This window comes from Acidovorax soli (assembly GCF_014207955.1).
GTDB classification, from domain to species: domain Bacteria; phylum Pseudomonadota; class Gammaproteobacteria; order Burkholderiales; family Burkholderiaceae_C; genus Acidovorax; species Acidovorax soli_A.
Genome location: NZ_JACHLK010000003.1, coordinates 627,802 through 640,768, shown reverse-complemented (window position 1 = coordinate 640,768; position 12,967 = coordinate 627,802). Strand labels below are relative to the sequence as shown.

The 12,967-nt window shown below is 66.9% G+C and carries 11 protein-coding genes and 1 tRNA gene; 3 read left to right on the top strand and 9 right to left on the bottom strand.

Annotation, left to right across the window (positions count from 1 at the left end; genetic code table 11):
* Positions 1–201: 201 nt before the first annotated feature.
* The 6 genes from HNP48_RS11670 to HNP48_RS11645 form a co-directional block, all read right to left on the bottom strand.
* A complete protein-coding gene (locus tag HNP48_RS11670) occupies positions 202–834 on the bottom strand; it encodes a 50S ribosomal protein L25/general stress protein Ctc (RefSeq protein WP_184857071.1) in 633 nt (210 codons plus the stop codon).
* A 165-nt stretch (positions 835–999) separates the two neighbouring features.
* The gene (locus HNP48_RS11665; protein ID WP_184857070.1) at positions 1,000–1,974 is read right to left on the bottom strand and encodes a ribose-phosphate pyrophosphokinase; all 975 of its coding nucleotides are present in this window, start codon (positions 1,972–1,974) and stop codon (positions 1,000–1,002) included.
* Positions 1,975–2,034: 60 nt separating this feature from the next.
* Positions 2,035–2,111, bottom strand: a tRNA-Gln gene (locus HNP48_RS11660).
* 30 nt (positions 2,112–2,141) lie between these two features.
* On the bottom strand, positions 2,142–2,999 hold the full coding sequence (gene ispE, locus HNP48_RS11655; protein ID WP_184857069.1) for a 4-(cytidine 5'-diphospho)-2-C-methyl-D-erythritol kinase: 858 nt from the start codon (positions 2,997–2,999) through the stop codon (positions 2,142–2,144).
* A 28-nt stretch (positions 3,000–3,027) separates the two neighbouring features.
* Positions 3,028–3,555: an outer membrane lipoprotein LolB gene (locus HNP48_RS11650; protein WP_184857068.1), complete on the bottom strand. Its 528-nt coding sequence runs from the start codon at positions 3,553–3,555 to the stop codon at positions 3,028–3,030.
* Positions 3,555–5,354: a tetratricopeptide repeat protein gene (locus tag HNP48_RS11645; protein ID WP_184857067.1), complete on the bottom strand. Its 1,800-nt coding sequence runs from the start codon at positions 5,352–5,354 to the stop codon at positions 3,555–3,557. The genes HNP48_RS11650 and HNP48_RS11645 overlap by 1 nt, the downstream gene beginning before the upstream one ends.
* Positions 5,355–5,383: 29 nt before the next feature.
* On the opposite strand from HNP48_RS11645, the gene mutM reads away from it, so the two are divergent.
* From mutM to mutY, 3 genes are all read left to right on the top strand, one after another.
* Positions 5,384–6,199 (top strand): bifunctional DNA-formamidopyrimidine glycosylase/DNA-(apurinic or apyrimidinic site) lyase, encoded by an 816-nt coding sequence (mutM, locus tag HNP48_RS11640; protein WP_184857066.1) that lies wholly within the window; start codon positions 5,384–5,386, stop codon positions 6,197–6,199.
* A 148-nt stretch (positions 6,200–6,347) separates the two neighbouring features.
* Positions 6,348–8,324, top strand: a complete 1,977-nt coding sequence (locus HNP48_RS11635; RefSeq protein WP_184857065.1) for a dynamin family protein — start codon at positions 6,348–6,350, stop codon at positions 8,322–8,324.
* Positions 8,321–9,391 (top strand): A/G-specific adenine glycosylase, encoded by a 1,071-nt coding sequence (gene mutY / locus HNP48_RS11630; protein WP_184857064.1) that lies wholly within the window; start codon positions 8,321–8,323, stop codon positions 9,389–9,391. The genes HNP48_RS11635 and mutY overlap by 4 nt, the downstream gene beginning before the upstream one ends.
* Before the next feature lie 9 nt (positions 9,392–9,400).
* On the opposite strand, the gene rapZ is transcribed toward mutY, so the two are convergent.
* From rapZ to HNP48_RS11615, 3 genes are read right to left on the bottom strand one after another with little or no spacing between them, the layout of a single operon-like run.
* Positions 9,401–10,279 carry an RNase adapter RapZ gene (gene rapZ, locus HNP48_RS11625; protein ID WP_184857063.1) on the bottom strand — a complete coding sequence of 293 codons (879 nt, stop codon included), beginning with the start codon at positions 10,277–10,279 and terminating at the stop codon, positions 9,401–9,403.
* The gene (gene recN / locus HNP48_RS11620; protein WP_184857062.1) at positions 10,269–11,984 is read right to left on the bottom strand and encodes a DNA repair protein RecN; all 1,716 of its coding nucleotides are present in this window, start codon (positions 11,982–11,984) and stop codon (positions 10,269–10,271) included. Before recN ends, rapZ begins: the two co-directional genes overlap by 11 nt.
* A 2-nt stretch (positions 11,985–11,986) precedes the next feature.
* On the bottom strand, positions 11,987–12,892 hold the full coding sequence (locus tag HNP48_RS11615; RefSeq protein ID WP_184857061.1) for an NAD kinase: 906 nt from the start codon (positions 12,890–12,892) through the stop codon (positions 11,987–11,989).
* Between the last annotated feature and the right edge of the window lie 75 nt (positions 12,893–12,967).

Genomic DNA, 12,967 nt, shown 5'->3' with positions numbered 1-12,967 from the left:
GACGCAGACAGCGGGGCGCTGTTTCTTTGCCTACTTTCTTTTTGCGCAAAAAGAAAGTAGGTGCGCCGCCGGGCGCACATCCCGGCCTCCGCCCTTTGCAACGGCATGCGGTAGCCATCGACAACAAGCTGAGGCCACAAAACAAAAACGGCCCACCGAAGTGAGCCGTTCTTGCTGTGCAAAAAGCAGAAGAAGCAGAAATTACTTCTTGCCCTTGCCCTTGCCCTTGGCGTCTGCAGCAGGAGCAGCTTCGGCAGGGGTCTCGACGACCACGACCGGAGCAGCCACGGACACCAGAACAGGGTTGTTCTTGTTGCCACGGATCACGGCGCTCACGCCCTTGGGCAGCTTGATGTCCTTGAGGTGCAGCGAAGAACCCTTTTCCAGCTTGGACAGGTCCACAGCGATGAATTCAGGCAGGTCCGAAGGCATGCACGACACGTCGAGTTCGTTCACGACGGGGTTGACCATGCACTTGTCCACCTTCACGGCGGGCGATTCTTCAGCGCCGCTGTAGTGCAGTGGCACCTTCATGTGCAGCTTGGTCTTGGCATCCACGCGCTGGAAGTCGATGTGCAGCACGAGTTGCTTGTAGGGGTGGTATTGCACGTCACGCAGCAGAACCTTGCTGGTGGTGCCGGCAACTTCCATGTCCAGTACGCTGGAGTGGAAGGCTTCCTTCTTGAGGGCGTGCCACAGTGCGTTGTGGTCGATCTCGATCAGTTGGGGTTCAGCGGTACCGCCGTAGACGATGCCAGGCGTCTTGCCCGAATTGCGCAGACGGCGGCTCGCACCCGTACCCTGCTTGGCGCGCTCAAAAGCGACGAAGTTCATAACTAGCTCCTGATAAGGACAGACCGCGACCAGTCGTGCCCTGTTAAAAAAGACCTGCCTTGGCAGGCCACACTGTGCCCTCGAACCAATGGACAAGCCTCCCGAAGGAGGCTTGGTGTTCACCGCCCTGCAAAAACCGAAGGCCTCTTGCGAGGCCCGGGCTTGTCAGAACAGGTTTTCCTGGTCTGAGAACAGACTCATCACCGACTCGCCCTTGGCAATGCGCTGGATCGTCTCGGCGATCAGCGGGGCCACGGAGAGCTGGCGGATTTTTGCGCATCCCTTGGCGTTGTCGTTCAAGGGAATCGTGTTGGTCACCACCACTTCATCAAGGGCCGTGCCCTTGGCGATGCGTTCGATGGCAGGACCCGAGAAAATGGGGTGCGTGCAATAGGCGTAGACGCTCTTGGCGCCGCGCTCCTTGAGCACTTCGGCGGCCTTCACCAGCGTGCCGGCGGTGTCGATCATGTCGTCCATGATCACGCAGTTGCGGCCTTCGATTTCACCGATCACGTGCATCACTTCGGACACGTTGGCCTTGGGGCGGCGCTTGTCGATGATGGCCAGGTCGCAGTTGAGCTGCTTGGCCAGTGCACGTGCGCGCACCACGCCACCCACGTCGGGCGAGACCACGATCAGGTCTTCGTAGTTCTTCTGGCGCAGGTCGCCCAGCAGCACGGGCGAGGCATAGATGTTGTCGACCGGGATGTCGAAGAAGCCCTGGATCTGGTCGGCGTGCAGGTCCATGGTCAGCACGCGGGCCACGCCCACAGCCTGCAGCATGTTGGCCACCACCTTGGCGGTGATGGGCACGCGCGACGAGCGTGGACGGCGGTCCTGGCGGGCGTAGCCGAAGTAGGGGATCACGGCGCTGATGCGCTCTGCCGAGGCACGCTTGAGCGCGTCGACCATGATCAGCAGTTCCATCAGGTTTTCGTTCGTGGGCGCGCAGGTGGACTGCACCACGAAGACGTCGCGTGCACGCACGTTCTGCTTGATCTCGACGGTCACTTCACCATCGGAGAAGCGGCCCACGTCGGCGGCGCCGAGGGTGGTTCCCAGGTGCTGGGCGATTTCAGCTGCCATGCCAGGATTGGCATTGCCGGTGAATACCATGAAGTCGGGTTGATTGCCTTGCATGAGCGTCCCAGCGGTCTGAAATAAAAGCCCGTACGCGAGAGAAAGCGCGTGAAAGAAATTTGGCAGGGGAAGAAGGATTCGAACCTTCGCATGCCGGAATCAAAATCCGGTGCCTTAACCAGCTTGGCGACTCCCCTACACAGGTCAACTGCCGAAAGCAGCCAACCTCAATTCTCGTCTGATGCCCACCCAGCCAGGGGATGGACCATCAAATTGTCACATGCTTTAACCTGCCAGTCGCCCGGGGCGTCTTCCAGATCCACTGCATGTGGCATTTGCGCAAACACCGCACTTCCAGAGCCTGTCATCCTGGGCTGTAACCCGCGCTCTTCAAGCCATCTCAGGGCTTGCTTCACATCGGGGCACAGTGCCTCGGCAACCGGCTGCAGATCGTTTCGACCGAAGTCAAAGTGTGTTGCAGCAAAGCCTAAGATTGTAGCACACTCAGAATCGCGTTTTAGGTTCGGTGAAGAAAAAATTGCTTTTGTCTCCAAACCTGCCGCGGGCTTGACGACCGCGAAGCGCGCTTGCGGAAGTTGCTGTGCATTCTCAAGCGGCGTTATTGTCTCACCAATTCCGGCGACAAAAGCGTTCGTGCCGCATAAAAAAAACGGAACGTCTGCGCCGAGGCCGAGGCCGATCTTCTGCAGTGCCTGGCGCGACAGGTTCAGACCCCACAGCCGGTTGAGTGCCAGCAGTGTGCTGGCCGCATCCGACGAGCCCCCTCCCATGCCGGCCTGCGCAGGCACGCGCTTCATGACGCCGATGTGCGCGCCCTGGGTGCAGCCCGTGGCTGCCTGCAGTGCATGCGCAGCGCGCAGCACGAGGTCCATCTCGGGAAGGGGTGGGCCCAGGTCCTCGCGGCTGATGGCGCCGGCCGGGCGCCGTTCGAAATGCAGGGTGTCGCACCAGTCGATGAGCATGAACACCGACTGCAGCAGGTGGTAGCCATCGGCGCGCCGGCCCGTGATGTGCAAAAACAGATTGAGCTTGGCCGGGGCCGGCACGTCGTACAGGGCTTGCATGGAAAGAGAGGGAGAGGCCGCGGGGTCTTTAGCGGCTGAAGGCAATGCGCAGTGTGGCTTCGGGGGCAGGGTCATGGCGCCGGGCCACCAGCCGGCCATCGGCCGTGCCCGAGAGGTCGGCCTGCCAGCCGCTGGCCGTGGCCTGGTTGCCATGGAGCCACTGGAAGATGGCGGCCACCGGGATGGCCGTGCCCGTCGCTTCGCGCAACAGCTCATCGAGCGAGGTGGACTGGCGCTTCTCCTGCCCGGTGCTGAGCTCGGCGCGGCCATCCTCCCATTGCAGCCGCGCCAGCGTGTTGCCCAGCGGGGTGGTCAGGGTCAGTTCCCCCTTGTCGGGATTGCCCTGCAGATCGAACAGGGCCGAGAAGGATTGCGAGGCCTGCCCCTCCACCTGCAGGGACAGGCGGCCAGACCAGGCGGAGGAGGCGGCGCGTGCGCTGACGTCGGCTGCGCGGGGCGGCTGGGCGCAGCCGCTGAGCCACAGCAGGCCCAGGGCCAGCGCCAGCCACCATGCCCAGGCGCGGTGCGCCGGCTGCGCGGCGGTGTTGCTGTGCATCAGGGCCTGGCCCCCAGGCGCTTGAGGGTTTCCTTGAGGCTGTCGTTCTCGGGGTTCAGGCGCAGGCCTTCGCGCCAGATGCCCAGGGCCTTGTCGCGTTCGCCCATGCTCCAGACGACCTCGCCCAGGTGGGCTGCAATCTCGGCATCGGGCCGGGCCTTGAACGCTGTTTCGAGCAGGCTGCGCGCCTTGGCCTTGTTGCCCATGCGGAACTCCACCCAGCCCAGGCTGTCGGTGATGAAGGGGTCGCCCGGGGCCAGCTCCAATGCCTTGGTGATCAGTTGCCGGGCCTCGGGCAGGCGCAGACCGCGCTCGGCCAGCGAATAGCCCAGGGCGTTGTAGGCGTGGTGGTAGTCAGGCTGGCGCGCGATGATCTGGCGCAACAGCTTCTCCATGGTGTCGAACTGGCCGGTCTTCTCGGCCAGCATGGCCTGGTCGTAGAGCAATTCGCCATCGTCCGGGGCCAGGGCCACGAGTTCGGTCTGTACCTCCAGGGCTTCCTTGAACAGGCGCTGGTCGCGCAGCAACTGCACTTCGGCCATCAGCTTCATGCGCTTGTCGTCGTCGGTCACGCCGGGCAGGGCGCGCAGCAGTGCGCGGGCCTGGGCCATCTTGCCCTGCTTGGCGAGCAGGGAGGCTCGGCGGCTCTGGGCGCTGAACAATTCGCTCGAGTTCTCGATGCGTGCCAGCCAGCCTTCGGCCGCGGCGAAGTCTCCGCGCTTCTCGGCGATCTGCGCGTACAGCAGGTAGGCCTGGTTCAGGCTGCGCTGGCGTGCTTCGCGGTTGATGTCCGGGCCCTCGATGAGCGCCAGAAAGCGCTTGAGCGAGGTCTCGGACAGGTCCAGTCGATTGTCCTGCAGCTGCAGTGTGGCCAGAATCAGCCAGGGCTCGGGCAGGTCCGGCTTGGCGCGGGTCACCGACTCGAGCTGGGTCTTGGCCTCGCCGTACTTCTGCTGGCCCAGCAGCACGCGGGCGTAGGCCATCTGCATCTCGGGTGTGGCCTGCGGCTGGCGCGCGAAATAGCGCGCCACCAGGGCCTCCCCTTCGGGCACGCCCTCTTCCTGCAGTTCCATGCCCAGCCGGGCCGGGCCTTCACTCGCAGGGTCCAGGTCCTGGGCGGCGCGGGCGCTGGCCAGTGCGCCGGTCTTGTCGCCTGCGGCCAGGCGCACGCGCCCGATGGCAATGTGCGCTGCCGACGCCGTGCCGGGTTTGGCCAGCTCATCGACCAGGGCCTGCTCGACCACCTTGGCGGCCAGGGCCTTGTCGCTGACGCGGGCAAACATCTGGGGCACGATGCCCAGGATGGTGGGCTTGGCCTGGACCGGGGCCTGGGCGAGTTCCTGGCGCAGCAGCTCCGGCGTCTCGCCAATGCGGTTCAGGGCGATCAGGATCTGCAGCACATAGCGGTTGGCCTCGCGCGACTCCGGCTGGGCCTCGCGCCAGGCCCGGGCCGCTGCCAGTGCGTGGTCGCCGGCGCGCGCCTGCAGGGCCATGTCGGCGGCCCGCTGGTAGAGCTGGGGGTTGCTGGTGCGCCGCGCCGCCTCCAGCATGAGCGCATAGCCCGTGCCCGCCTCGCCGGTGCGGGCGTTGATCTCGCCCATGAGGATTTCATAGAACAGCTCGGCATCCAGCGCCGGGTTGCTGCTCGCTGCATCGTCGGGTGCCGGTTCGGCCGCCGGGGGGGCTGCGCTGGCGGGCGGCTGCTGCGCGTGGCCCACACTGGCCACGGCGGCAAGAGCAACTGTCAACACGGCAGACCGAAAGTAGTTTGAAGGCACCATCGACCCATAATAATCCATGCATGACTACCTGTTCGTGAGGGCTTTGGATGCCTGAGTTGCCCGAAGTGGAAGTAACAAAACGCAGTTTTGCGCAGGCCATCGCGGGCGCCCGGGTCACGGCTGCGCGGCTGGGCAAGCCCTTGCGCTGGCCGCTGGGGGCCGAGGGCGATGCGCTGGTGGGCCGCCAGGTCCTGGGAGTGCGTCGCCGTGGCAAGTACCTGCTGGTGGACCTGGACCAGGGCATCCTGCTCGTGCACCTGGGCATGTCCGGCAGCCTGCGCTTCGCCCATGGCCTGCCGCCGCCGGGCCCGCACGACCATTTCGACCTGGTCACCACCCAGGGCACCCTGCGCCTGCACGATCCCCGGCGCTTCGGCGCGGTGGTGCATGCCGCGGGCGAAGCCGATGCCGTGGCGCAGAAGCTGCTGGGCGGCCTGGGGCTGGAACCGCTGTCCGATGACTTCACCCTGGAGGCTTTCAGCCGCGGCATCAAGGCCAGCCGTGCGCCCATCAAGCAGATGCTGCTTTCGGGCAAGGTCGTGGTCGGGGTCGGTAACATCTATGCGTCGGAGGTACTGTTTCTGTCGGGTATTCGGCCCGCGACCCCTTCGGCACGCATCGGCCCCGCCAGAATCGGGCGGCTGCACGCCGCCATACGCGAGGTGCTGGAGCGTGCCGTGGAGCTGGGTGGCAGCACGCTCAAGGATTTTTCGAACGCCGATGGCGCTTATGGCAGCTACCAGGCCCATGCCAATGTGTATGGGCGTGAAGGCGCACCCTGCAAGGTCTGCGGCACGCCCATCCGGGCGCTGCGCCAGGGCCAGCGCAGCAGCTACTTCTGTCCCCGCTGCCAACGGGCCTGAGGGTGCGCCGGGGCGGGCACGGTGGCACAAATGTGGCGTATGCGGCCCATGATGGGGGGTAAGCACCATCCACAGCTATGGCTGGCGCGCAGTCGATGCTATATTTTGTTCAGTTCAGAAACAGTCGTTATCGAACGCCGGGAGCAAAGTGGGACCTTCATTCAACGAGCAGTTTGACCAGCATGGCGCGTGGAGACGTGCGTTCGCTCAGCAGCTCAAGCAGCTGGCCGAGTGGATGGACGCCCACGAGCTGATGGACGCCTCCGTCCAGGAGCGCCTGCAGCGCCTGGAGAGCCAGGTCCGCACCGACAAGGTGATGGTCGCCTTCGTTGCCGAGTTCTCGCGCGGCAAATCCGAGCTGATCAACGCCATCTTCTTTGCCGACTACGGTCGGCGCATCATGCCCGCCAGCGCGGGGCGCACCACCATGTGCCCGACCGAGCTGGGCTATGACGCCGACTTCGCTCCCAGCCTGCGCCTTCTGCCCATCGAGACACGCCTGCAGATGCACGGCCTGGCCGAGTGGCGCCTGCGGCCCGACCGCTGGCAGGAGATCCCGCTGGACGTGAATGACCCCGACCAGATCGCCAAGGCCCTCGAAAAGGTGGCCGAGGTGCGCCGCGTGAGCCTGGACAATGCACGCGCGCTCGGTTTCTGGCACGACGACCTGGTGGACGAGAACCCGATTCCCGACGCCAATGGCCTGGTCGAGGTGCCCATGTGGCGCCACGCCATCATCAACATCCCCCATCCGCTGCTCAAGCAGGGGCTGGTGATCCTGGACACCCCGGGCCTGAACGCCGTGGGTGCCGAGCCCGAACTCACGGTGAACCTGATCCCCCAGGCCCATGCCGTGGTCTTCATCCTGAGCGCCGACACCGGGGTGACCCGCTCGGACCTGTCCATCTGGCGCGAGCACCTGGCCACCTCGGCCGAGAGCCTGGACGGCCGGCTGGTCGTGCTCAACAAGATCGACACCCTGTGGGACTCGCTCAATTCGGCCGAGCAGATCCAGGCGCAGATGGAGCGCCAGGTCAGCACGGCTGCCGAGATGCTGGGGGTCGCCCCCGACAAGGTGGTGCCCGTGTCTGCCCAGAAGGGGCTGGTCGCCAAGATTTCGGCCGACGACCTGCTGCTGGAGACCAGCGGCCTGCCCGTGCTCGAGGAAGCACTGGCCAAGGGCATCATGGGCCAGCGCCAGGCCATCCTGCGCGCGGCCGTGGCCACGGGCGTCGCCGGCCTGCGTGCCGAGACCGGGCGCGTCATCAACATCCGCCGGCGCGACCTGGACGACCAGATGGCCGAGCTGCGCAGCCTGCGTGGCAAAAACGCCTCGGTCATCGAGTCCATGCGCCAGCGCATCGAGCAGGAGCAGCACGAGTTCGATCTCTCCGCCTCCAAGATCCAGGCCGTGCGCGCCGTGCACCTCAAGCTGCTGCGCGATGTGTTCCAGCAACTGGGCTCCAAGGCGCTCAAGGTGGAGCTGGCCGAGCTGGCGCAACTGCTGCAGCAAAAGGGCCTCAAGCTTGGTGTGAAGAAGATCTATGTGCAGACCTTCGACAAGCTGCGCGGCACGCTGGACAAGGCCCAGGCCTCGGGCACCGAGATCCAGGCCATGCTGGGCGGCACCTTCCGCCAGCTCAATGCCGAGTTCGGCTTCTCGCTGCAGGTACCGCCGCCTCCCCAACTGGAGCATTTCTCGCACGATCTGTCGCAGATCGAGCAGAGCCATCTGCAGTACCTGGGGGTGGGCAACTCCCTCAAGCTGGCGCAGCCCGAGTTTTCGGAACGCCTGGTGCGCGCGCTGGCCATGCGCCTGCGCACCGTCTACGAGTCGGCCGCGAATGACCTGGAGCTGTGGAGCAAGTCCGCCACGGCCCAGCTCGATGCGCAGCTGCGCGAGCGCCGCCGCAGTTTTGCACGGCGCATGGAGGCGGTGGACCGCATCCAGCAGGCCGCCAGCGGTCTGGTCGAGCGCATCGCTGAAATCGAAGAAGGCGAGGGCGAGCTGATCCAGCTGGAGCACCGCCTGCAGGAGCTGACCTCGCAACTGATCGCACCGCCCGATGCCGACGCGGCCGCGACCGAAGAGTCTGCCGTGGACCTGGCCTTGCCGCTTTCATGAGGGTTGCGGCGGGGGAAGTCGCCCGGCGCGTGGTGCGCTGGCAGGCGGCGGCTGGGCGCAACCACCTGCCCTGGCAGAACACGCGCGACCCGTACCGGGTCTGGCTGTCCGAGATCATGCTGCAGCAGACGCAGGTGAGCACAGTGCTGGGCTACTACGCCCGCTTCCTGGAGCGCTTCCCCGACGTGCAGGCCCTGGCCCGCGCGCCCCAGGACGAAGTCATGGGCCTGTGGAGCGGCCTGGGTTACTACAGCCGGGCGCGCAACCTGCACGCCTGTGCACAGGCCGTGGTGGACCTGCATGGCGGGGTCTTTCCGCGCACGGCCGAGGTGCTCGCCACCCTGCCGGGCATCGGCCGTTCCACGGCCGGAGCCATCGCCTCCTTCTGCTTTGCAGAGCGTACGCCCATCCTCGATGCCAATGTGCGCCGCGTGCTCACCCGGGTGCTGGGATTCGAAGCGGACCTTGCCGTGGCGAAGAACGAGCGCCTGCTGTGGGACGAGGCCGAGGCCCTGCTGCCCACCGATGACCTTGCCAACGCCATGCCGCGTTACACCCAGGGCCTGATGGACCTGGGCGCTTCGCTGTGCAGCCCGCGCAGCCCCGATTGCCCGCCGTGTCCGCTGCTGGACATCTGCGTGGCCGGCCAAGCCGGTGATGCCGAGCGCTACCCGGTGCGCACGCGAAAGCTCAAGCGCCGGGCCGAATCCTGGTGGCTGCTGGTGGTGCGTGACGACCAGGGCCGCGTGTGGCTGGAGCGGCGGCCTGATTCGGGCATCTGGGCCGGACTATTCTGCCTGCCGGTGTTCGCCGACGAGGCGCACCTGCACGAGCACCTGGCCCACCTGCCTATCCCGGTGGCGCCTGGGCAAACCGAGGCGCTGGGTGCCTTTGTGCACGTGCTGACCCACCGCGACCTGCACCTGCACCCCGTCGTGCTCACGGTGCCCGTGGTGCGCGACGCGACCGGGGAGGGTGGCTGGTACGGCCCCGGCGAGTGGGAGGCCATGGGGCTGCCCGCGCCCATCCGCAAGCTGCTGGGCAACCTGTTCGGCGGCCTGTTGTAAGGCGCCGGATCAGCGCCCGTCCAGCTCGCGGTGGCGCCGCAGCGTGGCCCAGCGCCGGCCAAAGGCCTCGGCGAGGCGTTCCACCAGGTAGACCGAGCGGTGCTGGCCCCCTGTGCAGCCGATGGCCACCGTCACGTAGCTGCGGTGGTTGCGGTCCAGCATGTCCAGCCAGTGGGCCAGAAAGCCTTCGATGTGGCTTTGCATCAGCGCGACATCGGGCTGGGCTCGCAGAAAGTCGGCCACCGGGGCATCCAGGCCGGTCTTTTCACGCAGTTCGGGCTCGTAGTGCGGGTTGGGCAGCATGCGCACGTCGAACACATAGTCCGAGTCCACGGGCAGGCCCCGCTTGAAGGCGAAGGACTGGAACACCAGGGTCAGCTGCCCGGGCGCCGTTGCCATCAAGGTCTTTACGTAACTTTGCAATTGCGAGGCGCGGATGGCGCTGGTGTCGATGACATGCGCCTCTTCGCGCAGCTCGGCCAGCAGCTCGCGTTCGAGTTCGATGATCTGCACCAGCGCGCGCCGGCCCTGCTTGAGCGCATCTGGCGTCAGCTCGTCGTGCGACAGCGGGTGGCGCCGGCGCGTCTCGGAAAAGCGCCGCACCAGGGTGTCGATGGTCGCGTCCAGGAACAGCGAGTGCACGACCACGCCCTGTTTGCGCAGCCGGTCGAGTTCCTGCGGCACCAGCGGCAGCGAGGTGGCGCTGCGCACGTCCATGGCAATGGCCACGCGGTTGCCATGGTGGCGGTGCTCCAGCGAGACGAAGGCCGGCAGCAGCTCGGGCGGCAGATTGTCCACGCAGTAGTAGCCCGCATCCTCCAGGGCATGCAGAGCCACCGACTTGCCGGAGCCGGACATGCCCGTGATCAGCACAATCTCAAGCGCCATCGGTCTCTTTCCTCCTTCGGGGGCTGCGCGGGGCCTTGGACGGTGGTGGTGCGATCGCGAGCATCTCGCGCGCATGGGCCACGGTCACCTTGCTGGAGCCGTCGCCGCCCAGCATGCGCGCCATTTCGGAGATGCGGTCCTCGCCCTGCACAGCCACGACCTGGCTGGCTGTGCCCCGGGCGCTGCTGCGCTTGGAGACCACCAGGTGGTGGTCGGCGCGTGCGGCCACCTTGGGCAGGTGGGTCACGGTGAGCACCTGGCGGTCGCGTCCCAACTGCTGCATGAGCCGGCCGACTGTGTCGGCCACGGCCCCGCCCACACCCGAGTCGACCTCGTCGAAGATCAGGGTGGGGGCTTCGCCCAGGGCGCTGGTGGTGACCGCGATGGCCAGCGAGATGCGCGACAGCTCGCCGCCCGAGGCCACCTTGCCGATGGGCCGGGGACTCGCCCCCGGATGGCCGGCCACGAGAAAGGCCACATCGTCCGTGCCATGGGCTGCGGGTTCGGCCAGCTTGCCCAGGGACACCTCGAACTGGCCGCCGGCCATGCCCAGGCCTTGCATGGCCTGGGTGATGGCGGCCGACAGCCGGGGGGCACCCTTGGCCCGGGCCAGCGACAGGGCGCGGGCCGCGGTCTGGTAGGCACGGGCGCTCGCGGTTTCGGCCTTTTCCAGGGCCACCAGGTCGGCTGCGGCGTCGAGTTGCTGCAGTTCGGCTTTCCAGCCGTGCAGCAGGGCGGGCAGCTCCACCGGGCTGCGCTTGTAGCGTCGCGCCAAGGTCATCCACAGCGACAGGCGCGTGTCCACTGCAGACAGGCGCTCGGGGTCCAGGTCGTTGTGGCGCAGGTAGGCATGCAGCGAATGCACGACGTCGCTGGCCTGCGCCACGGCGGAATTGAGGATGTCGGCCGCACTGGCGAACTCGGCCTCCAGGTGCTCGTGGCCTTGCAGCAGGTCCTGCGCGCGGGACAGGCCGTCCAGCGCGCCGCCATCGCCCTCGGCATCCGCGCCCGACAGGGCGGCGATGGCGGCGTTGGCCGCGTCCATCAGCGCAGAGGCATTGGACAGGCGCTTGTGCTGGGCATCGAGTTCGGGCCATTCATCGTCGCCCGGTGCCAGCTTGTCCACCTCGGCGATCTGCCATTGCAGGCGCTCGCGCTCCTGCTGCAGTGTGGCCTGGGCGGCGCGGGCCTGGGCCAGGGCCTTCTGGTCCTGGCGCCACTGGTTCCAGCGCTCGACCGTCGCGCGGTCGCTGGTGCCGGCATAGGCGTCGAGCAGGCCGCGCACCGACTCCGGCCGGGTCAGGCTCTGCCAGGCGTGCTGGCCGTGGATGTCGAGCAGCAGCTCGCCGAGCGCGCGCAACTGCGTGGCCGTGGCGGGGGTTCCGTTGATCCAGCCGCGGCTCTTGCCCTGGGTGTCCACGGTGCGGCGCAACAGCAGCAGGTCCTCACCTTCCAGCCCGGCCTCCTCGAGCCACGGCCGGATGTGGGCGGGGGCGTCGAATTCGGCGCAGACATCGGTGCGCGCGCAGCCTTCGCGCACCAGGGCGGCATCGGCGCGCGCGCCCAGCACCAGCTGCACGGCGTCGATCAGGATGGACTTGCCGGCACCGGTCTCGCCGGTGAGCACGGTGAAGCCGCTTTGCAGGTCCAGCTCCAGCGCCTCGACGATGACGAAGTCGCGCAGCGTGATGCGCCTCAGGGCCATGGTCAGGAGCCTCCTTCGTTCCAGCGCAGCTTCTTGCGCAGGGTTGCGAAGTAGTTCCAGCCCAGCGGATGCAGGAAGTGCACGCAATGCTCGGAACGTTGCACCAGGATGCGGTCGCCGTGCAGCAGCGAGGCCAGCGACTGCATGTCGAAATTGGCGCTCACGTCGCGGCCGCTGACCACCTCGACCGCGATCTCGGTCGCGTCCGAGAGCACGATGGGCCGGTTGGACAGGGTGTGCGGCGCAATCGGCACCAGCACCCAGCCGGGGATGGACGGGTGCAGCATGGGGCCACCGGCCGACAGCGCGTAGGCCGTGGAGCCCGTGGGCGAGGCGATGATCAGGCCATCGGCACGCTGGTTGGCCACGAAGCGCCCGCCCACCTCCACGCGCAGCTCCACCATGCCCGAGGTGGCTCCCCGGTTCACGACCACGTCGTTCATGGCCAGCGCCTCGAAGACCACCTGGCCATCGCGCACCACGCGGGCGTGCATCAGCGGGCGCAGGTCTTCCTCGTACTCGCCCTGCAGCATCGGGGGCAGGGTGGTCTGGTAGGTGCCGAAGGGAATGTCGGTGATGAAGCCCAGCCGCCCCTGGTTGATGCCGATCAGCGGGGTCTTGTGGCGCGCCAGCTGCCGGCCGATGCCCAGCATGGTGCCATCACCCCCCACCACCAGGCCCAGGTCGCACTGGGTGCCGATGGTGTCCACATCCATCGTGGGGTAGCCCGACAGGCCGGCATTGGCGGCGGTCTCGGCCTCCAGGGCCACGCTGCAACCCTGGCCTTGCAGGAACTGGGCGATGTCCTGGAGGGCCTGGCGCGAGCCCTCGGTCATGGAAGAGGCGCCTGCAGCCGATGCCTGCTGGTACTTGCCGATGAGCGCTACATGGCGGAAATTGGAGGGCATCGTCAAATTACATCATTGTTGTGGGAACACGGAGCCTGGGCAGGGCCTTGCGTCCGGCGCGGGCAAGTTGCGCAA

Bases quoted from the DNA above. Each gene is read 5' to 3' on its own strand.
- HNP48_RS11670 (WP_184857071.1), bottom strand. From the start codon at position 834: ATGAACTTCGTCGCTTTTGAGCGCGCCAAGCAGGGTACGGGTGCGAGC.
- HNP48_RS11665 (WP_184857070.1), bottom strand. From the start codon at position 1,974: ATGCAAGGCAATCAACCCGACTTCATGGTATTCACCGGCAATGCCAAT.
- ispE (WP_184857069.1), bottom strand. From the start codon at position 2,999: ATGCAAGCCCTGTACGACGTGCCGGCCCCGGCCAAGCTCAATCTGTTT.
- HNP48_RS11650 (WP_184857068.1), bottom strand. From the start codon at position 3,555: ATGCACAGCAACACCGCCGCGCAGCCGGCGCACCGCGCCTGGGCATGG.
- HNP48_RS11645 (WP_184857067.1), bottom strand. From the start codon at position 5,354: ATGGATTATTATGGGTCGATGGTGCCTTCAAACTACTTTCGGTCTGCC.
- mutM (WP_184857066.1), top strand. From the start codon at position 5,384: ATGCCTGAGTTGCCCGAAGTGGAAGTAACAAAACGCAGTTTTGCGCAG.
- mutY (WP_184857064.1), top strand. From the start codon at position 8,321: ATGAGGGTTGCGGCGGGGGAAGTCGCCCGGCGCGTGGTGCGCTGGCAG.
- rapZ (WP_184857063.1), bottom strand. From the start codon at position 10,279: ATGGCGCTTGAGATTGTGCTGATCACGGGCATGTCCGGCTCCGGCAAG.
- recN (WP_184857062.1), bottom strand. From the start codon at position 11,984: ATGGCCCTGAGGCGCATCACGCTGCGCGACTTCGTCATCGTCGAGGCG.
- HNP48_RS11615 (WP_184857061.1), bottom strand. From the start codon at position 12,892: ATGCCCTCCAATTTCCGCCATGTAGCGCTCATCGGCAAGTACCAGCAG.